Annotated in this window: 20 protein-coding genes; 13 read left to right on the top strand and 7 right to left on the bottom strand. The window is 75.2% G+C overall.

Annotated features, from left to right (window positions below; all coding sequences use genetic code 11):
* The first annotated feature begins 132 nt into the window (after positions 1-132).
* Positions 133-1884, top strand: a complete 1752-nt coding sequence (locus AB0M03_RS09765; RefSeq protein ID WP_363490336.1) for a threonine/serine exporter family protein — start codon at positions 133-135, stop codon at positions 1882-1884.
* Positions 1885-1939: 55 nt separating this feature from the next.
* Complete coding sequence (locus AB0M03_RS09760; RefSeq protein WP_363490334.1) at positions 1940-3043, top strand: hypothetical protein; 1104 nt, start codon at positions 1940-1942, stop codon at positions 3041-3043.
* A gap of 16 nt (positions 3044-3059) precedes the next feature.
* Here AB0M03_RS09760 and AB0M03_RS09755 read toward each other — a convergent pair whose 3' ends face one another.
* Complete coding sequence (locus AB0M03_RS09755) at positions 3060-3977, bottom strand: NAD(P)-dependent oxidoreductase (RefSeq protein WP_363490332.1); 918 nt, start codon at positions 3975-3977, stop codon at positions 3060-3062.
* A 171-nt stretch (positions 3978-4148) separates the two neighbouring features.
* Here AB0M03_RS09755 and AB0M03_RS09750 point away from each other — a divergent pair, with 171 nt between their 5' ends.
* Positions 4149-5477, top strand: coding sequence for a GNAT family N-acetyltransferase (locus AB0M03_RS09750; protein WP_363490330.1), 1329 nt, complete (start codon positions 4149-4151; stop codon positions 5475-5477).
* A gap of 187 nt (positions 5478-5664) precedes the next feature.
* Here AB0M03_RS09750 and AB0M03_RS09745 read toward each other — a convergent pair whose 3' ends face one another.
* Entirely contained in the window at positions 5665-6444 is a 780-nt protein-coding gene (locus AB0M03_RS09745) for a TetR family transcriptional regulator (RefSeq protein WP_363490328.1), read from the bottom strand.
* A 234-nt stretch (positions 6445-6678) separates the two neighbouring features.
* Between AB0M03_RS09745 and AB0M03_RS09740 the strand changes: the two genes are divergently transcribed.
* Positions 6679-7200, top strand: a complete 522-nt coding sequence (locus tag AB0M03_RS09740) for a GNAT family N-acetyltransferase (RefSeq protein ID WP_363490326.1) — start codon at positions 6679-6681, stop codon at positions 7198-7200.
* Here the strand turns inward: AB0M03_RS09740 and AB0M03_RS09735 are convergent.
* Positions 7188-7667: a macro domain-containing protein gene (locus AB0M03_RS09735; RefSeq protein WP_363490324.1), complete on the bottom strand. Its 480-nt coding sequence runs from the start codon at positions 7665-7667 to the stop codon at positions 7188-7190. The two genes, AB0M03_RS09740 and AB0M03_RS09735, sit on opposite strands and share 13 nt — an antisense overlap.
* Before the next feature lie 10 nt (positions 7668-7677).
* Positions 7678-8961 (bottom strand): MFS transporter, encoded by a 1284-nt coding sequence (locus AB0M03_RS09730; protein ID WP_363490322.1) that lies wholly within the window; start codon positions 8959-8961, stop codon positions 7678-7680.
* Between the two features lie 132 nt (positions 8962-9093).
* Between AB0M03_RS09730 and AB0M03_RS09725 the strand changes: the two genes are divergently transcribed.
* Positions 9094-10059, top strand: a complete 966-nt coding sequence (locus AB0M03_RS09725; RefSeq protein WP_363490320.1) for a LysR family transcriptional regulator — start codon at positions 9094-9096, stop codon at positions 10057-10059.
* 150 nt (positions 10060-10209) lie between these two features.
* Here the strand turns inward: AB0M03_RS09725 and AB0M03_RS09720 are convergent, their stop codons facing one another.
* Together AB0M03_RS09720 and AB0M03_RS09715 are read right to left on the bottom strand one after the other, a co-directional pair.
* Positions 10210-10815 (bottom strand): YceI family protein, encoded by a 606-nt coding sequence (locus AB0M03_RS09720; protein ID WP_363490318.1) that lies wholly within the window; start codon positions 10813-10815, stop codon positions 10210-10212.
* Positions 10816-10961: 146 nt separating this feature from the next.
* Complete coding sequence (locus tag AB0M03_RS09715; protein WP_363490316.1) at positions 10962-11486, bottom strand: DinB family protein; 525 nt, start codon at positions 11484-11486, stop codon at positions 10962-10964.
* Between the two features lie 145 nt (positions 11487-11631).
* Between AB0M03_RS09715 and AB0M03_RS09710 the strand changes: the two genes are divergently transcribed.
* The 4 genes from AB0M03_RS09710 (at position 11632) to AB0M03_RS09695 (ending at position 16332) form a co-directional block, all read left to right on the top strand.
* Entirely contained in the window at positions 11632-14745 is a 3114-nt protein-coding gene (locus AB0M03_RS09710) for a DEAD/DEAH box helicase (RefSeq protein WP_363490314.1), read from the top strand.
* A 5-nt stretch (positions 14746-14750) separates the two neighbouring features.
* On the top strand, positions 14751-15035 hold the full coding sequence (locus AB0M03_RS09705) for a hypothetical protein (protein ID WP_363490312.1): 285 nt from the start codon (positions 14751-14753) through the stop codon (positions 15033-15035).
* Positions 15036-15117: 82 nt separating this feature from the next.
* Positions 15118-15675: a carboxymuconolactone decarboxylase family protein gene (locus AB0M03_RS09700; RefSeq protein WP_363490310.1), complete on the top strand. Its 558-nt coding sequence runs from the start codon at positions 15118-15120 to the stop codon at positions 15673-15675.
* Between the two features lie 84 nt (positions 15676-15759).
* Positions 15760-16332, top strand: coding sequence for a DUF4291 domain-containing protein (locus AB0M03_RS09695; RefSeq protein WP_363490308.1), 573 nt, complete (start codon positions 15760-15762; stop codon positions 16330-16332).
* Positions 16333-16412: 80 nt separating this feature from the next.
* Here AB0M03_RS09695 and AB0M03_RS09690 read toward each other — a convergent pair whose 3' ends face one another.
* The gene (locus AB0M03_RS09690) at positions 16413-16982 is read right to left on the bottom strand and encodes a MarR family winged helix-turn-helix transcriptional regulator (RefSeq protein WP_363490306.1); all 570 of its coding nucleotides are present in this window, start codon (positions 16980-16982) and stop codon (positions 16413-16415) included.
* Between the two features lie 67 nt (positions 16983-17049).
* Here AB0M03_RS09690 and AB0M03_RS09685 point away from each other — a divergent pair, with 67 nt between their 5' ends.
* The 4 genes from AB0M03_RS09685 to AB0M03_RS09670 all read left to right on the top strand — a co-directional run bounded on the left by AB0M03_RS09685 (position 17050) and on the right by AB0M03_RS09670 (position 19110).
* Positions 17050-17505 (top strand): MarR family transcriptional regulator, encoded by a 456-nt coding sequence (locus tag AB0M03_RS09685; protein ID WP_363490304.1) that lies wholly within the window; start codon positions 17050-17052, stop codon positions 17503-17505.
* Positions 17506-17589: 84 nt separating this feature from the next.
* Complete coding sequence (locus tag AB0M03_RS09680) at positions 17590-17976, top strand: helix-turn-helix transcriptional regulator (protein ID WP_363490302.1); 387 nt, start codon at positions 17590-17592, stop codon at positions 17974-17976.
* A gap of 82 nt (positions 17977-18058) precedes the next feature.
* On the top strand, positions 18059-18622 hold the full coding sequence (locus tag AB0M03_RS09675) for a hypothetical protein (RefSeq protein ID WP_363490300.1): 564 nt from the start codon (positions 18059-18061) through the stop codon (positions 18620-18622).
* A gap of 149 nt (positions 18623-18771) precedes the next feature.
* Positions 18772-19110 carry a DUF2516 family protein gene (locus AB0M03_RS09670; protein ID WP_363490298.1) on the top strand — a complete coding sequence of 113 codons (339 nt, stop codon included), beginning with the start codon at positions 18772-18774 and terminating at the stop codon, positions 19108-19110.
* Positions 19111-19262: the final 152 nt, after the last annotated feature.

Here is a 19262-nt window from a genome sequence, read left to right as displayed (position 1 = left end):
CCCGTCCGGTGTGCGGCGGCCGTCCGGTCCGCCGCTGCGGACATGTGCGTCCGCGCGTTCGATCGGGCAAGGTGGGGCGCAGGATCGGAGCGTGGCCGGCGCGGCCACCAGGGGCGGCGAGGAGTGGCGGACGTGCCGAAGCGGGGTCGGCCGGGCGGCGGCAAGAAGTCCAGGGGCGGCCGGCGGGCCGCACCCGCGGTGGCGCCCGCGGCCCGCACCCCGGAGACGCCCGCCGCAGCGCGCAGGACCGCGCCGCCCACCGAGGGACTGCTCGGCCCCGACGCGCCCGCCCGCCCGCGGGGGACCGCGGTGCCGCTCGCCCCGCCGCCCCCGCCCACCGAGGGCCTGCTGACCCCCGCCACGGCCGGCAAGGGCCCCGAGGACACCCTCACCCCCGACGACTGGCGCGTCGCCGGCTACACCCCGGCCGCCGGCATCGACCTCTCCGAGCTGCAGGAGGGCGCCCCCGGGGCGGCGCCCTGGCCGGACCGGATGCGCACCCTGCTGCGCACCCCGATGACCGAGCGGCCCGCGTTCGAGCGGACCCCGCGCGACCTGCACCCCTCCGCCGCCCGGCACGTGCCGCGGGTGCTCGACCTCACACTGCGGATCGGCGAGCTGCTGCTGGCCAGCGGCGAGGCCGCCGAGGACGTCGAGGCCGCCATGCTGGGCATCGCGCACGCCTACCGGCTGGACCACTGCGAGCCGCAGGTCACCTTCACCCTGATCTCCATCTCGTACCACCCGTCTCTGATCGACCCGCCGGTCAGCGCGGCCCGCACCGTTCGGCGCCGGACCTCCGACTACACCCGGCTCGCGGCCGTCCACCGGCTGGTCGCGGACATCACCGCCGAGAGGATCCCGGTCAACGACGCCTACCGCCGGCTCGCGGTGATCCGCCGCAACCGCCACCCGTACCCGGTCTGGCTGCTGGCCCTGGCCACCGGCCTGCTGGCGGGCGCGGCCACCTTCCTGGTCGGCGGCCGGATCGACGGCAAGGCCTGGCTGGTCTTCGCGGGCGCGTTCCTGGCCGCCGTGGTCGGCGACCGGCTCGCCTCGCTGGTCGCCCGGCGCGGACTGCCGGAGTTCTACCAGTTCGTGGTCGCCGCGACACCGGCCGCACTGATCGGCATCGTGCTGTCCTTCAACGACCTGCACCTGCGCGGCTCGGTGGTGATCACCGGCGGCCTGTTCGCCCTGCTGCCCGGCCGGGCGATGGTCGCCGCCGTCCAGGACGGCCTCACCGGCTTCTACATCACCGCCGCCGCCCGCCTGCTGGAGGTGCTCTACCTGATCGCCGGCATCGTCATCGGCGTGATGTCGGTGCTCTACCTGGGCGTCAACTACAACGCCAAGCTGCGGCCGGACGAATCCATCGGCGGCACCGTCGACCCGCCGATCCAGCTGCTCGCCGCCATGGTGCTCGCCCTGGCGTTCGCGGTGCTGCTGCAGACCGACCGCCGCACCCTGCCGATGGCGGTCGTGATGAGCGGCATCGGCTGGTCCACCTACGGCGTGCTGGTGAACGCCGGGGTCTCGCCGATCGCCGCGACCGGCCTGGCGGCGGGCCTGGTCGGCCTGTTCGGCCAGCTGACGGCCCGCTACCGGCGCACCTCCGCACTGCCGTACGTCACCGCGGCGATCGGCCCGCTGATGCCCGGATCGGCGATGTACCTCGGCATGCTGGCCTTCGCCCAGGGGCACGCCAGCGCCGGCCTGGTCTCCGTCACCCGGGCCGCCGCCCTGGCCATGGCCCTCGCGATCGGCGTCAACCTGGGAGGCGAGGTGGCCCGACTCTTCCTCAAGACCCCCGGCGCGACCGACCCGCTCGCGCCCCATCTGCTCGTCCCCCGCCGGGCGGCCAAGCGCACCCGGGGCTTCTGACCGGTCGTTGGCCCGTCGACGCCCCGGAGCACCACCGAGAACGAAGGCACCACCCGTGATCAACGACCTGCTGGACGGCTACCGCGAACACATCGTCGATGCGCACAAGCAGCCGCTCTTCCTGCTGCTCGTCGGGTTCATCGTGGCGTTCGTCGGCATCCGCTTCAGCGTGCGGATGATCCGCGCCCAGGTGCGCTGGTGGCCGGGCAACATCACCCCCGGCGGGCTGCACATCCACCACATGGTGTTCGGCCTGGGCTTCCTGCTGGTCGGCGGGATCGGCGTGTTCGCCACCAACGGCGGCCACCCCTGGATCGACTGGTTCGGCCTCTGCTTCGGCATCGGCTGCGGCCTGGTGCTCGACGAGTTCGCGTTGATCCTGCACCTGGACGACGTCTACTGGAGCGAACAGGGCCGCAAGTCGGTGGACGCCGTCGTCCTGGTCCTGCTCGGCACCGCACTGCTGCTCACCGGCTACGTGCCGCTCGGCGTCGTCCCGGGCCAGTCCTCTCCGACGGGGGAGGGTCGCTGGGGCCTGGTCGCGGTGATCTCGGTGAACGCCCTGGTCTCGGTCGTCGCCCTGATCAAGGGCAAGCTGTGGACCGGCCTGCTCGGCATCATGGTGCCCGGCCTGGCCTGGGTCGGCGCCGTCCGGCTGGCCCGCCCCGGCAGTCCGTGGGCGCGCTGGCGGTACACCGGGCGGCCGCGCCGCATGCAGCGGGCCGTCCGCCGCGAACGGCTGCTGCACGCCCGCGCCGACCTCGCCCGCACCTGGCTCTTCGACCTGATCGCCGGCGCCCCCGACAAGGTGCCCGCGCACCACACCGCCACCCACCGGGTCGCCGAGCGGATGGCCGCCCGCGCCACCGCCCACCTGGACGCCCAGCACGCCCGCAGGCTCGCCCGCCGCTCGGCCCGGCTCGCCGACCGCCGGGCCGCCGCCCTCGCCGCCCGGCAGGCCGGCGCCACGGCCGCCCACCCCGTGGCCGCCGCACCCGACCCGGAACGGCAGGCCCTGGCACACGCCCGCCGCCGCACCGTCCGGGCCGGCCGCCAGCGGGTGTACGCCGCCCGCCCGGCCCCGTCGGAGACCCCGGAACAGCACACCCCGTACCGCCACCCCCGCCTCCCGCACCCCCAACCCCGCCGCCCGAACTGACCCGTGAGCGGCTTGCCTACGCCGCCACCGGGGTGCGTGCGGCGAGTTCGGTGATCCGGTGCGGGGCGTCCGTGCTCGGCTCCCAGCCGAGTTCGCGGCGGGCCCGTTCGGCCGACAGCCGCAGGTTGGTGGCCAGCATGGCCGCCGCCAGCGGCGCCGGCCGGAACAGCCAGCGCGGCACGCTCATCGGCCGCGGAGCACCGAAGGCCTCGGCGACCGCCCGGACGTGGGCGCCGAACCCGAGCGGCAGGCCGTCGGCGATGTTGTACGCCCGGCCGTTGCGGCCGCGCTCCAGCCCGAGGACCAGCGCCCGGGCGGCGTCGTCCACGTCCACCCAGGACAGCTTCCGGCCGTGGTCCGGGGTGACCGGCAGCGCCCGGCGGCGCAGCAGCGGCAGCACGGTGGTCTCGGTGACGCCCGAGCCGTAGAGCAGGCCGAAGCGCAGGCTGACCGCCTCCAGACCGTCGGCGGCGAAGGCGAGGTCCTCCTTGGCGCGCACGGCGTCCACGTGGGCCCGCTCCCGGAGGTCGGGCACCCGCGGGCCGTACGCGACGCGGTCCTCCTCCAGCGGCCGGTCGCCGTGGTCGCCGTACCCGTAGCCGAACATCATCGTCTCCAGGACGATCCGCCGGGCGCCGACGGCCCGGGCGGCCTTCAGCAGGTTGACGGTGCCGGTGGTGCGCAGCGCATCGGTGCCGTCCATGTCCCGGTGCCGCATCATCGACCTGCCCTGCAGGGCGGTCGCGGCGTGCACCACCGCGTCGAAGGACTGCCCGTCGACCGCGCGCAGCACCGCCTCGCGGTCCAGCAGGTCCGCCCGGAGCGCGTTCGCCGGACCGCGGCCGAGCCCGGCGACCTCGTGCCCGGCCGCGGCCAGCTCCCGGGCCGTCCGCTGCCCGAGCACCCCGCTCGCTCCTGCCAGGAGAACCCTCATCGTCCTGCTCCCTCCGTTGCGGCGGCACCGGCTCCTGCGCGGCGCTCCACCAGACGGACGGGACAGCGCCCCGGAACGTGACAGCGCCCGGCGCGCTCCGCGCCGCACCGCCCGCCCCGGGGTGCGGGAAATTCGGATGCCGGGCCCGCGGACCGGTCGTACGGTGACCGAATGGGCACCGACGCAGCGGCCGGGGACGGCCGACCCACCGACAGGCACACCGACGGACCGGCAGAGGGGCGCCAGGCCGGGCAGGACGGCATCGAGATCCGTGCCGTCACCGCGGACGAGCTCCCGCTGTGGGACCGCGCCGTCGCCCGCGGCTTCCTGCGCCCGCACCTCGACGAGGGCACCGAGTTCCGCCGCCTCAGCTTCCGGCCCGGCCGCTTCCTCGGCGCCTTCGACCCGTACGACCCGGGCCGCTGCGTCGCCACCTTCCGCAGCTTCGACACCGAGCTGACGGTGCCCGGCGGCGCCCTGCTGCCGGTGGACGCGATCACCGCCGTCACCGTGAACTCCACGCACCGCCGCCGCGGCCTGCTCTCCCGCATGATGGCCCGGGACCTCGCCGCCGCCCGGGAGCGCGGCGCCGCCGCGGCCATCCTGATCGCCGCCGAGTACCCGATCTACGGCCGGTACGGCTTCGGCCCCGCCACCCGCAACCAGTCCTGGACGGTCGACGTCAACCGCGGCCGGCTCCGCGACGACCTGCCGGCCGGCACCGGCCGCACCGACTTCGTCACCATGGCGGAGGCCCGCAAGTACGGCGCCGAGCTGCACGAGCGCTGGCGGCGCACCCAGCCCGGCGCGATCGGCCGCAACCCGGTCTGGTGGCAGCTGCGCACCGGCGAGGCGACCCTGCCGGGCTTCGACTGGCGGGAGCCGTTCACCGCCCTGCACCGCGACGCCGAGGGCACCGTCACCGGCCTGATCAGCTACACCGTCGACGACACCTGGGTGGCCAACAACCCGGACTGCACCCTCACCGTCGTCGACTTCCTCGCCATGGACCGGGAGGCCGCCCTCGCGCTGTGGCGGCTCGCCCTCTCGGTCGACTGGGTGCGCACCGTGGCGGTCGGCAACATCGGCCCGGACGACCCGCTGCCGCTGCTGCTCACCGACCCGCGCGCGGCCGTCCCGGCCAAGGACAGCTCCGACTTCCTCTGGCTGCGGCTGCTGGACGTGCCCGCCGCCTTCGCCGCCCGCAGCTACCGGGCGCCCGGGCGGCTCGTCCTGGACGTCACCGACCCGGGCGGCTACGCGGCCGGCCGGTGGGCACTGGAGACCGCGGCCGACGGCACCGGCCGCTGCACCCCGACGGAGGACCCCGCCGACCTCGCCCTGGACGCCCCGGCACTCGCCTCGCTGTACCTCGGGACGGAGTCCGCGGTGCGGCTGGCCGCGGCGGGCCTGGTGGCCGAGCTCACCCCGGGCGCGGCGGACCGCGCCGACCTGCTGCTGCGCACCGCGGTCCAGGCCTGGAACCCGGACATCTTCTGAGCCGCATTGTCGCCCGCTCGCCTCCGGGCCCTCTTGACCCGGCGCCGACGGTCGTCGCGCTGATCGTCGCCCGCTCGCCTCCGGGCCCTCTTGACCCGGCGCCGACGGTCGTCGCTCCGTCGCTGCGCTCCCTCGCTCCTCCCTTTCGACGCCGGCGGGCCCTTCGGCTCGGGGCGGGTTGCCGCCGTCAGGTCGCGGTGCGGCCGATGGTCGGCAGGATGAAGTCCTGGATGAGGCCCTTGACGTCCCGCACCAGCGGGCGGAACACCCGGTAGCGGGAGAGCACGACCACCTTGGCGACCATGGGGGTGGACCGGCGGACGAACTCGCGGGTCCGCTCCTGGTCGGGGGTGTGGTCGAAGACCCAGTACAGCACGATGATCATCAGGTGCAGCCAGAGCAGGTCCGGCAGCAGCTCGCGGAGCTCCGGGTCGAGCTTGGGCGCGATGTCGGAGCCGGTGAGGACGTCCCGGAAGAGGCCGACGGCGGTGGCCCTGGCCCGGTGCGACTCGTTGGCGAACGGGCTGAGCGAGCTGTTCGGGTCGGCGGCCGTGCGGAAGAACTGGGCGGCGAACTCGTGGTACGGCGCCGCACAGTCCAGCCAGGAGCCCAGCGCGATGTACAGGCGGTCGGCGAACTCGGTGTGGCCGTGCAGCTTCTCGGTGGCGTCCCGTGCGTGCTCGACCGTCATGCCGTCGTAGAAACCCTGGATCAGGAATTCCTTCGACGCGAAGTAGTAGTAGGTGTTCCCGACCGAGATCCCGGCCTCGGCGGCGATGGCGCGCATGGTGGTCTTCTCGTAGCCGCGCTCCTGGAAGAGGCGCATCGCGGTCTCGAGGATCAGGGCGCGGGTCTGCTCGCTCTTGCCGGTCTTGGGGCGCGCCCGGCCGCCGGGGAGCTCCGCCCCGAGGGCCTGGTCCTGGGCGCTGTCGTCCATGCCGCGGGTGCTGCCCTTCTGCTCGTCCACGGCCCTGAGCCTAGCCGGGCCCGGGCGGCCTCCCGTCCCTGCCGGTGCGGCCGGGGGCCGTGCGGGTCCGTACCGGATCCCCCCTCCGTACCCGGTACGGCCCGCGCTTGGTTTTGAACGCGTTCAAAACCTGTGGAGACTCTAGAGGCGGCAGTGGACATGTTCAAGTGGCGGGATGGATCCCCGAGGCGGCCCGGCGGCCGGTGGCCGGTGCGGCTGTGGCAGGCTCGGGCCATGACCGCAGAGATCACCGTCCGGGCCGGGGGGCCCGCCGACGCGGACGCCGTCGCCGCCCTGCACGCCGACAGCCGGCGGACGGCCTACCGGGGGCTCGTCCCGGACGAGGCGCTCGGCGACGGTCTGCCCGCCCAGCGGCGGGAGATCTGGTCCCTGCGGCTCACCGTCGACTACGGCGGCCCCGGGAACACCCCCGACCTGCTGCTCGCCGAGGACCCCGGCGGCGACCTGCTCGGCTTCGCCTACCTCGTGCCCGAGCCGGACGGCCGCGTCCTGCTGGACAACCTGCACGTCCGCCCGGGCCGCACCGGGGGCGGCATCGGCAGCCTGCTGCTGCGCGCCGCACTCGAACGGGCCGCACCCGCCGAACTCCGCCTGGAGGTGCTGCGCGCCAACCACCGCGCCGTCGCCTTCTACGAGCGCGAGGGCGGTGTGCGCACCGCCGAGCTGACCGGGATCTTCCCCGGTGGCCACGAACTCGACGAGTACGAGTACAGCTGGCCGCCTCACCGGTCGTAGACGGTAACCGCCACGCCGCGTTCGGACAGCCGGGCGCGGACCAGCGGCTCGACCCGCTCCCACTTCCCGCCGGCCAGCCCGCAGCCGATCCGCGGCATGTGCACCGACGCGCCCAGCCGCAGGGCGTGCCCGGCCAGCGCCGCCAGCCCGGTGTCGATCGCCTCGTAGCGCACCGGCACACCGGTGGAGCGGCCCGTCCGGATGCCGCGCTGGCCGACGATGTTGGCCACCCACAGGTACGGGCCCACCTGCACCAGCTGCACCGCACCGAGCCCGAAGTCGTTCTTCGCCCGCCCGCGGTGCCAGGCCCGGTACGCGGCCTCCGGCTCCGGCCAGCGCCGGGACAGCGCCAGTACGAAGCCCTTGCCCCACCCGCCCAGGTCGTTGCAGACGTGCGCGATCACCTTGGTGCCCGCGCCCTGCGGCGCGCTCGCGTCCCCGCGTACGTACGTGATCTCCGCCCCCATGCGTGCGACGTTAGCGCGCGGCACCGACAGCGGGCGCGTCCATTTCGGCGGGCTCCCCGGCGGGATGTCCCGCAGCGGCGGGTGCCGCGGCCGGCCCGCCGCGCAGCAGGCGGAGACCGGAGGCCGCGATCAGCAGGGCGGTGGCCGCGGCGGCGGCCGGCACCAGGTAGCCGGTGCCCGCGGCGGCCCGCTCGGCGACCGCCCCGCCGAGCGCCGAGCCGGCCGAGATGCCGACCAGGATCGCCGAGACCGCGGCCGCCATCCCCTCGTTCAACCGGCCCGCCGGCAGCAGCTGCTGCACCAGCGTCATCCCGCTCACCATGGTCGGCGCGGTGCCCGAACCCGCCAGGAACAGCGCCGGGGCCAGCAGCACCGGTCCGGCACCCGAGAGGCCCACGGCCAGGGGGAGCAGCAGCAGTACGGCCATTGCGGCCACCCCGCCCACCAGCCGCACGACAGGACTGCGCCGTACCGGCAGCAGCCCGAACGCGAGCCCCGAGACGCAGGACCCGGCCGCCACCAGCCCGAGCAGCAGCCCGCCGAGCGGACGCACGCCGTGGGCGTCCGTCCAGGCGATCGTCGTGACCTCCATCGAGCCGAACACCACCCCGGAGCACAGGAACACCGGAACCAGCACCCACAGCCCGGCCGGCACGGCCTTCCCCCGCCGGCCGACGGGCCCGGTGGGGTCGACGCGCGGCGACGGCGGCGGCTCGGTGCCGCGCTGCACGGCCAGCAGCAGCACCCCGGTCACGCAGAACAGGCCCGAGGCCAGCAGCCCGGCCTCCGGGAAGAGCGCACCGCAGAGCAGCACCGCCAGCACCGGGCCGGTCATGAAGCACAGCTCGTCCAGCGCCTGCTCCAGGGAGTTGGCGAGGTGCAGGCGCTCGTCGCCGGGCAGCAGGTGTGCCCACCGGGCCCGCACCATGCCGCCCAGGTTGGGCACCACCGAGGACGCGGCCCAGCAGAGGAACAGCGTCCAGTCCGGCGCGCCGAGGCGGACACACAGCAGCAGGCCGGTGATCGGCACCCCGGCCGCGAGCACGGCCGGCACCGCGACCCTGGCCTGCCCGTACCGGTCCACCAGCCGTCCGAGCAGCGGCATCCCGATCGCCAGGGTGACCAGGCCGGACGCGGTGACGGCACCGGCCAGCGCGTACGAGCCGCGCCGCTCGGAGATCATCACGACGACGGACACCCCGCCCATCGAGGCGGAGAGGCGGGCGAGCAGCCCGGCCAGGGTGAAGGCGAGCGCCCCGGGCAGGGCGAGCAGGCGTCGGTACGCGGCGAACACGGAACTCCCGGTGGAGGCTTTGGCGGTGGCACCAGCCTGGCCGCCCGCGCGGTGCGCGGTCCAACACCTGTTCGGCCGGATCGACGCATTCTCGTTGTCAATCGCCGCATCGGCGCCTACGCTGCCGGGACCATGCCCCAGGACCTGCACCCCCGCCTGCTGCGCGGCTTCGTCGCGACCGCCGAGACCCTGCACTTCGGCCGCGCCGCCGCCCGGCTGCACGTCGCCCAGCAGGCGCTCAGCCGCGATGTCCGCGCACTGGAGCAGCAGTTGGGCGAGGTGCTGTTCCACCGCACCACGCGCAGCGTGCAGCTCTCCCCGGCGGGGGAGGCGCTGCTGCCGCAGGTCCGCCGCCTGCTCGCACTGCACGACGAGATCGTCTCCTCGACACGGACCAGGCCGCTGCTGGTCGACCTCGGCAACGAGGTGGACGGCAGCGACCTGACGCAGTACCGGCTGCTCGCCGCAGCCCGCGCCGCCCTGCCGGACGCGGAGCTGCTGGCCCGCTTCCACGGCGGACTCGCCGCCGCGGCGGACGAGTTGCTCGCCCACCGGCTGGACGTGTCCTTCGGCCGGTGGGCCGGACTGCCCGCCCCCGTGCAGGCCCAGCTCGTCCAGGTGCCGCTCCGGTTGGAGCCCGTGGCGGTCTTCCTGCCGGAGGACCACCCGCTGGCCGGGCGCCCCGCCGTCCCGATGGCGGCCCTGGCCGGCCACCCCGTGGACGTCCTGGTCGGCAACCCGGCCACCACCGAGTGGGCCGGCCTGGGGCTCGCCCTCCTGCAGGCGCACGGCCTGCGGGCCGCGGACGGGCACGCCCCACCGGTCGGTGCCGCCGAACTCGCCCGCTACCTCGCCCGGCACCGCGAGCCCGTGCTCACCACCGTCGGCGGCCCCGACATCCCCGGCACCGTCACCCGGCCACTGGTCGACCCGGTGCCGCTCTGCCTGGTGAGCCTCGTCCACCGGCCCGGGCTGCGGCACCCCGGGCTCACCGCGTTGCTCGCCGCGGCCGCGCGGCTCGGCGGCCCCGAGGGCTGGCTGCGCCGGCCGCCGGGCAGCTGGCTGCCGGACGAGGACGCCGCCCTGCTGTCCCGGTGAGCCGGTGCGGCCGGGTCGCCGCCGGGAGCCGCGGGTCGGCGGTCCGCGGCGAGGGTGTCGGCGTGGACGACGCAGGCCGTCCCGGACATGGCGGCGCCCCCGCCGCGGGTGCGGTGGGGGCGTGGCCGGGTGGAGCGAACCGTCGTGCCGTCAGGCGGCCTTGACGGCGGAGATGTCGAAGGTGAGCTTGACCTTCTCACCGATCAGCACGCCGCCGGTCTCCAGTGCGGCGTTGTAGGTGAGGCCCCACTCGGTGCGGTCGACGGTGGTGCGGCCCTCGAAGCCGACCCGGGCGGCGCCGTACACGTCGGTGGCGTGGCCGGTGTAGTCGAGGTCGAGGACGACCGGCTTGGTGGTGTCCTTGATGGTGAGCTCGCCGGTCATCCGGTACGTGTCCTCGCCGATCCGCTCGGCGGAGGTGGAGCGGAAGCGGATCTCCGGGTACGTCTCGGCGGCGAAGAAGTCCCCGGTGCGCAGGTGCTCGTCGCGCTGGGCCTGGTTGGTGTCGACGCTCGCGACCTTGATCACCAGCTCGGCGGAGGACTTGGACGGGTCGCTGCCGTCCAGGCTCAGCCTGCCGTCGTACTCGGTGAACTCGCCGCGGACGTTGGTCACCATCGCGTGCCGGACGGCGAAGCCGATGCGACTGTGGGACGGGTCGATGGCCCAGTCGCCGCTGAGGTGGCCCAGGTCCGGACCGGCGGCGGGGGTGGCGACGGTGGCGGTGGTGTCGTTGCGGCGGCCGAAGATGCCCATGGTTCCTCCTCGATTGCGAAGCCTGATTGTTTAGGCTTCAACTTGTTGGCTCCACCATAACCCCATCTGGTTCAAAGTTCAACCATCAGTGCGGGGTGGTTCCCGGAATCCCTCCGGGAACCACCCCTCCGGCCGTACCGAGCCGATCAGGCGCCGGCCTGTGCCACCAGCTCGAAGGCCGTCCGGCCGTCGATCGTCTCCCGGATGATGTCCGCGTGGCCGGCGTGCCGGCCCTGCTCCTGGATCAGGTGCAGCAGCACCCAGCGCGCGGTGCGCCGGCTGTTCGGCGGGAACCACGGCGCCTGCGGCAGCGGGAAGTCCACATCCAGGCTCGGCAGCGAGCGGACGATCTCCTCGGTCTCCGCCGCCACCCGCTCGAACTCCTTCAGCCAGTGCTCCACCGTCTCGCCCTCGCCCAGGCGGTACTCCTCCGCCCAGTCCTTCGGGCCGTCCTCGGCCCGTCCCATCAGCTGCTCGACGATCCAGTACCGCTCGGTGCGCGCCGCGTGCCGCAGCAGCACCGCCAGCGAAAGGCTGCTCGCCGTCGGCGTGGCGGCCGCCTGCTCCTCGGTCAGCCCGAGCACCGCGCGGCGCAGCCCGCCGCGCTGCGCGTCCAGGAAGGACAGCAGGGCGTCGCGCTCGTCGGTCTCCGCGTTCACCAGCGTCGGCATCTCGGCCACCTCTCGTCGTCCCGCTGCCGGGCTCTCCGGCTTCGGTACGACCGACGCTATCGAGCCTTGCGGACAACCACTGTCCTCGACTGTGCTGTCGGCAGCCCCGGTTAAGGTGAACCGTCCGCCCACGGAAGGTGCCCCGATGGACGCGCTGCACGCGCTCTGGCAGGACGGCGGCCGGCTCGCCCTCTGGGCCGAGAGCGCCGCCGCGTACCTCGACCGGCACCCCGGCCCCGTCCGGGCCGCCGGGGCCGCCCGGGGCGCCGCGCCCGCCACCCACCCGTTCGCCCTGCCGGCCGCCGGCACCGCCCGGCTGCTCGCCGGACTCGGCCCCGGCCCCGGCTGGCTCGCCGACCGGGCCGCCGAACGCTGGGCCACCCTGCACCTGCCCTCGCTCGGCGCCGCCCCCTCCCCCTCCCCCCAACTGCCGGTCGGCACCCGGTCGCAGGGCACCGCACCCACTCCCTGGCGGGTCCCCGTCCTCGTCCTCTCCGGCCCGCACACCGCCCAGTTCCTCGGTGCGCTCTTCGACCCGCACCGGGCGAGCGCGCACTGCCAGCCCGACGACGGCCCGCCCACCGAACTCGCCTACGGCGCCTCGCTGCGCTGGCTCACCGCCGTCCACGACCTCGCCTGGCGGATGGTCGGCCGCGGCCGCGTCCTGCCCGCACTGCGCGACCAGGACGGCACCCCGTACGCCTGCTGGCGGCCCGCACCCGACGGAGAGGACCGCGCCGAGGCCGCCGCCCTCGCCCGCGGCTGCCCCCGGGTCGTCCTCGCCGCCGACGCGGCCGCGGCGGGCGGCCGCCGCCGCGCCGACACCCTGCTCGCCGACGTCCTCGACACCCTCACCGACCTGGAGGCCAGGGCCGCCCTCGCCGACCTGCCGCCCCCGCCCGGCAAAGACCCCTGGCTGACCGCCCTGCACGCCCCCGACGGCCGCCTCGACACCGCCCCCGACACCCTCGGCCCGCTCGCCGCGGGACTCGCCGCCTGGCACGCCAAGGCACCGGCCGACCCCGCCGTCCGCCTCGTCCTGCGCCTCGCCGAACCGCTCGGCCCCGCCGACGACGACCCCGACGGCCGCCCCGATGACGACGACTGGCGCCTCGACCTGCTGCTCCAGGCCGCCGACCGGCCGTCGCTGCTCGTCCCCGCCGCCGAGCTGTGGACGGAAGGCCCCGGCCACGCCGCACTCGCCCGCACCACCCGCCGCCCCGAGGCCGCCCTCGCCGCCGAGATCGACCGCGCCGCCCTGCTCTACCCGGCGCTGCGTGGCACCGCCCGGGAGATCCGGCCGACCGGCCTCGCCCTCGACCGGGCCGGCGCCCTCGCCTTCCTGCGGGACGCCGCACCCGCCCTCGCCGATGCCGGATTCGGCATCCACCTGCCCAGCTGGTGGCAGCGCCGGCCCGGACTCGGCCTCACCCTCGCCGCCCGCACCGGCACCCCCGGCGCCGTCGAACAGCCCGCCCGGATCGACCGCGACGACCTCGTCGCCTTCCGCTGGCAGGCCGCCCTCGGCGACACCGCCCTCACCGAGGACGAACTCGCCGAACTCGCCGCCGCCCAGCAAGGGCTCGTCCGGCTGCGCGGCCGCTGGACGGAGGTCGACCCCGCCCAGATCCGCGCCGCCCACGCCTTCCTCACCCGGCACGCCACCGGCACCATGGACCGCGCCGACCTGCTCCGCCTCGCCCTCGACGACACCGCGAGCATCGCCGGGCTCCCCGTCACCGCCGTGCACGCCGACGGCCCGATCGGCGACCTGCTGGCCGGCCGGGCCGGCACCCGCCCCGCCGACGCCGCCGACACCGACCCGCCCGGATTCCACGGCGACCTCCGCCCCTACCAGCGGCGCGGCACCGCCTGGCTGCACGCCCTCGGCCGGCTCGGCCTCGGTGCCGTCCTCGCCGACGACATGGGCCTCGGCAAGACCGTGCAGACCCTCGCCCTGCTCGCCCGCGAACACGCCGAGGGCGCCACCGGCCCCGTCCTGCTGGTCTGCCCGACCTCCGTGGTCGGCACCTGGCAGAAGGAGGCCGCCCGCTTCACCCCCGGGCTGCGGGTGCACGTCCACCACGGCGCCGAACGCGGCGCCGCCCGTGCCGCCGCGGCCCGCGCCGACCTCGTCGTCACCACCTACGACACCGTCCGGCGCGACGCCGCCGACCTGCGCACCGTGCGCTGGCGGCGGATCGTCGCCGACGAGGCGCAGGCCGTCAAGAACAGCGCCGCCGACCGCTCCCGCGCCCTGCGCGCGCTGCCCTCCGGGCCGCGCATCGCCCTCACCGGCACCCCCGTGGAGAACCGGCTCGCCGAACTCCACGCCGTCCTCGACTTCACCAACCCCGGCCTCTTCGGCACCGCCGAGTCCTTCCGCGAACGCTTCGCCGTCCCCGTCGAGCAGAACGCCAACCCCGCCGCCGCCGAACGGCTGCGCCGCCTCGCCGGGCCGTTCCTGCTGCGCCGGGTCAAGAGCGACCCGGCGATCGCCATCGACCTGCCCGCCAAGCAGGAGTTCACCGTGCCCTGCGCCCTCACCGCCGAACAGGCCGGGCTCTACCGGGCCGTGGTGGCCGACCTGCTGCAGCGGGTCGAGGGCGCCCGCGGCGTCGAGCGCAAGGGCGCGGTGCTGTCCGCGCTCGGCCGGCTCAAGCAGGTCTGCAACCACCCGGCCCAACTCGTCCACGACCGCGGAGAACTGGCCGGCCGCTCCGGCAAGATCGACCGCCTCGAGGAGATCCTCGCCGCGGCCCTGGCGGGCGGCGACCGCACCCTCGTCTTCAGCCAGTACGCGGGCTTCACCGCCCGGCTCCGCCCCTACCTCGCCGAACGGCTCGGCACCGAAATCCTCCACCTGCACGGGGCGGTGCCCCGGACGGAACGCGAGCGGCTCGTCGAGCGCTTCCAACAGCCCGACGGGCCGGGGGTGTTCCTGCTCTCGCTGCGGGCCGGCGGCACCGGGCTCACCCTCACCGCCGCCAACCAGGTCGTCCACCTCGACCGCTGGTGGAACCCGGCCGTCGAGGACCAGGCCACCGACCGCGCCCACCGGATCGGCCAGCGCCGGGGCGTCCAGGTGCGCCGGCTGGTGTGCACCGGCACCGTCGAGGAGCGGATCGGCGAGCTGATCGAGGCCAAGCGCACCCTGGCCGGCACCGTCGTCGGCGAGGGCGAGCAGTGGCTCACCGAACTCTCCACCGACGCCCTGCGCGACCTGCTGACCCTCTCCGCCGACGTGACCGGAGGCTGACGCCGATGACCGCCGAACGCAGCTCCGCCGAGCACCCCACCGAGCCCGGTTCCGCCGAGCGCGCCGGCGAGACCCCCGCCGGGCTGCTGCCGCCGAGCGCCGCCGCGGAGGCCGCCGAGCGCGACCGCGCCTTCTGGGCGGGTGAGTTCACCCTCCGCTCCGACGACACCCCCGACCGCCAGCCGGCCCCCGCACTCGACCCGCTCGGCCCGTCCGGCACCACCGTCCGCGGCCGCGACCTCGCCGAGCTGCTCGCCCCCGCGTACCGGAGGTTCACCGGCCGCGGCTGAACCCGCCGGCAGCGCATGTCACGTTTCCGGGGCCTGCGCCGTCCACCCTCCGAAGTCCGCAACGACCCAGGAGGAACCGGTCATGGCCCGCATCGCGCTCACCCCGCCCCGCACTCTGCTCAACCGCATCGGCGCCTGGTACTCCCGGCGGACGTACGGCAAGGTCCTCGAACCGGGCCTCGCCCTCGGCCACAACGGCCGGGTGCTGCTCTCCTACGTCCGCATGGAACGCGGCGTCGCCCGCTGGAACGCCCTCGACCCCGGCCTCAAGCACCTCGCCGTGATGGCCACCGCCGCCAGGATCAACTGCTCCTGGTGCATGGACTTCGGCCACTGGGAGGCCGACGGGCTCGGCCTCCCGCTCGACAAGATCGCCCTGGTGCCGCAGTGGCGCGAGCACACCGAGGAGTTCACCGAGCTCGAACTCCAGGTCATGGAGTACGCCGAGGCCATGACCGAGACCGAGCCCGCCGTCCCCGACGAGCTCGCGGCCGCCCTGATCGCCCGCCTCGGCGAGGCCGCCTTCGTCGAACTCACCGCGATGGTCTCGCTGGAGAACTTCCGCTCCCGCATCAACAGCGCCTTCGGACTGACCAGCCAGGGCTTCTCCGAGTCCTGCGCCGTTCCGGCCCGGGGCTGACCGGCCGCACCGATCCGACCGGCCGTCATGTCGGCCCGGGAAAACCCGCTGCGCGGCCGGCCGGGCGGCTGGCAGGGTGGCCGGATGACCGAGCTGCGCCAGATCCGGGCCGACTACGACGACCGCACCATCGTGGTGTACCAGGCGTACGCACCGGCGATCGCCGGCCCGGCAGTGGCGGCCGGCCGCTTCGTGGACCCCTTCTCGCGCGGCCGGATGACCTGGATCAAGCCGTCCTTCCGCTGGCTGATGCACCGCAGCAACTGGGCCCGCAAGCCCGGCCAGGAGCGGGTGCTGGCCGTCCGGATCACCCGCGAGGGCTGGGAGCGGGCGCTCGCCGAGTCCGCCCTCACCACGGGCGACCCGGCCGCCCTGGCCGGTGCCGCCGTGCACGTCCAGTGGGACCCGGAGCGCTCCGCCGCCGGTGCCGCCCTCAACCACTACAGCATCCAGGTCGGCGTGGGCCGGACCCTGATCGGCGCCTTCGTGGACGACTGGACGGTCTCCGTCACCGACCTGACCCCGCAGGTGCACCGGATCGCCGGGCTGATCCGGGCCGGACGGAACGCGCAGGCCGTCCGGATGCTCCCCGCCGAGCGCCCCTACCCGCTGGCGCCCGAACTCGCCCGCCGCCTGGGGATCACCGCCAGGCGCTGACGGGCGACTGCGAGGCCGGGGTGTGTGGCCGACGCGTGTGCGCGGCCGACGTGTGTGGCCGGCGCCTGTGCCGCGGCGGCTCAGGGCTTCGGGCGGTCGGCGGTGCCGGTGACCGCGCCGAAGTCGGCCACGAAGCGGGTCAGCAGGCGGGCGAAGGCGGCGCGGTCGGCGTCGCTCCAGTCGGCGGTGGCCTCGGCCACCACGAGGCGGCGGAAGGCGTGCACCCCGTCCAGGACGGCCCGGCCGTCCGCGGTGAGCCGCAGCAGCGAGCGGCGGCCGTCCGCCTGGTCCGCCTCGCGGCGCAGCAGCCCGGCCGCCAGTGCCTGGGAGGCCAGGCGGCTGGCCCGCGGCTGGTCCACGCCCAGGGCGGCGGCCGCCTCGGTGACCGTCGGGGCGGCGGACTCCTCCACGGCGTCCAGCAGGAGCACCACCGCGTCGGAGGGCGGGCCGGCCGGCGTGGCGGCGGCCGCCTGTGCGGCGGCGGCCGTCGGCCCGGCAGTGTCCGGCGCCTGCGGGGCGGCGCGCCGTTCGGCCAGCCGGGCGAGCGCCCGCCGGGACTGGCTGCGGCGGATCGCCGCCAGTGCGCGGGCGATGTCGGCGACGTCCGGGGCTGCCGCCGGTGCCTCGTCGGGTTCGCGGTTGCGGTCCATCGCCGTCCAGGTTCATAGTGGGAGACAACTGCATGTAACTTTACATGGATCTGGGGGAATCGCCGACATGCCCGGAACCGCCGACCCGACCGACCGCCCCATCGGGTACTGGCTGAAGCACCTGCACAACCTGCTCGAGGCCTGCTTCGAGGAGGCCCTGGCCGACCTCGGTGTCCGCCGCCGCCAGTGGCAGGCCCTCAACACCCTCGCCGCCGGCCCGTGCACACCTGCCGACCTCGCCCTGGCCCTCGCGCCGTTCTGGCCCGACGCCGCGGCCGGTGTCGACGACCTGCTGCACGGCCCCGACGGACTGCTGCCGCGCGGCTGGGCCGAGCCCGCCGGTGCGGGCGCGGTCGCCCTCACCGCCGACGGCCGCCGCCTGCACGGCGAGGTCCACGGCAGGGTCGCCCGACTGCGCGCCGCAAGCCTCGCCGGCCTGACCTCCGAGCAGTACGCCGGGACCGTACGGGTGCTCGCCGCCATGGCCGCCAACCTGGAGGACCCCGCCCCGGCGGTCGCCTGAGCGCTCAGTCCTGTTGATTGCGGCGCGATTGCAGGAGTTAGCAGCGTGCTTGCAATTGCAAGCAGGGCTGTGCATGCTGGTGGCATGGCCTCACTGAACGTCGGCTCGCTCGGCGAGTACATCCGCGAGCAGCGGCGGAACGCCCAGTACTCGCTGCGGCAGCTGGCCGAGGCCGCAGGGGTTTCCAACCCGTACCTCAGCCAGATCGAGCGCGGGCTGCGCAAGCCGAGCGCGGAGATCCTGCAACAGATCGCCAAAGCGCTGCGGATCTCCGCCGAGACGCTCTACGTGCAGGCCGGAATCCTCGAGGAGCGGCAGGAGGAGGGCCCGGGGCTGCGGGCCGCGATCCTCGCCGACCCGCTGATCAACGAACGGCAGAAGCAGGCCCTGCTCTCCGTCTACGACGCCTTCCTCAAGGAGAACCGCGAGAGCGCCGCCGCTCCCGACGGGGCTCCTGCCGCAACAGACTGACGCACCGTCGGGGCGCCGCCGCACTGCGGGCGCCGACCGCACGGGACCACCGCACGCACCGAAACGCCCGGGAGGACCGGCCATGCCGATCACCGAAGACCTCAAGAAGACCCTCAGCGACCCGACCCCGCTCTACGCCCTCGCCGGCGCGGGCGACCTCGCCTACGAGAAGCTGCGCGAAGTGCCCGGCCGGGTCGAGGCGCTCGCCGCCGACCGCAAGGGCACCCAGGAGAAGGCCGCCGCCCGGCTGCAGGAGGCGCAGGCCCTGATCGTCGAGGCCCAGGGCAAGGTCAGCGAGGCGGTCACCGCGCTGCCGACCGACCTGAAGGACCTCAAGGAGCTCCAGGAGAAGGCTCAGACCTTCGCCCTGCAGCAGGTCGGCCGCGCCGCCGAGTTCGCGGTGAAGGCGAAGGAGGCCTACGACGAGCTGGCCGTGCGCGGCAAGGCCGTCGTCGACAAGAACCGCGGCGGCGCCGGCGACATCGAGCCCGCCGGCGAGGTGGTGGCCGAGGCCGAGGTGACCGAGGTCGCCCTCGATGCCGAGCCCGCGCAGGACGAGGCCGCCGAGCCGGCCGCCGACGCGGCGGAGCAGCCGGCCCCCGCCGCCAAGAAGAGCACCCGGGCCCGCAAGAGCTCCGGCAAGTAAGGGCGGTCCGCGACTGACGGGGCGGCCGGAGCCGCCGTGCCGTCGGCCGTACCGGGCACGCCCGGGCGGTTCGGATCGTTGTCCCCGTCGCAGGCCGCCCGCCGTGCCACCATGGGCGGAGGAGCCGAGGCCGCAGTGAGGAGTCCGCAGTGTTCCACATCCTGCTCTTCGACGTGCTCAACCCCTTCTGGTGGTTGGCCGTCGCGATCATCGGCTTCAAGCTGTTCGCCTTCGTCGACGCAGCCGTGCGCCGTGAGGACGCCTACCGGGCCGCGGACAAGAAGACCAAGGGGTTCTGGCTGATCGTGCTCGGCCTGGCGCTCGGGCTGGACCTGCTGTTCGGCGCCAATGTGCTGGGCAACTTCCTGACCCTGATCGGCCTGGTCGCCGCGATCGTCTACGTGGTGGACGTGCGCCCTGCGATCAAGCAGCTCACGGACGGCCGCGGCGGTGGCCGACGGAACATCGGCCCGTACGGGCCCTGGTGACCGAACGGCCCCGGCCGGGGCCGGCAGTACGCCGAGAGGGCGGCACCCCTGTGCAGGGGTGGCGCCCGCTCGGCGTACCGGGGGGGGGGGGGGGGACCCGTGCGAACGGCAGAGCACAACTCATAACAACCCTCACCAAAAACGACAACATG

The sequence above is a fragment of the Kitasatospora sp. NPDC051914 genome (assembly GCF_040680995.1).
Classification (GTDB): domain Bacteria; phylum Actinomycetota; class Actinomycetes; order Streptomycetales; family Streptomycetaceae; genus Kitasatospora.
This window is presented reverse-complemented; position numbering and strand designations above follow the sequence as displayed.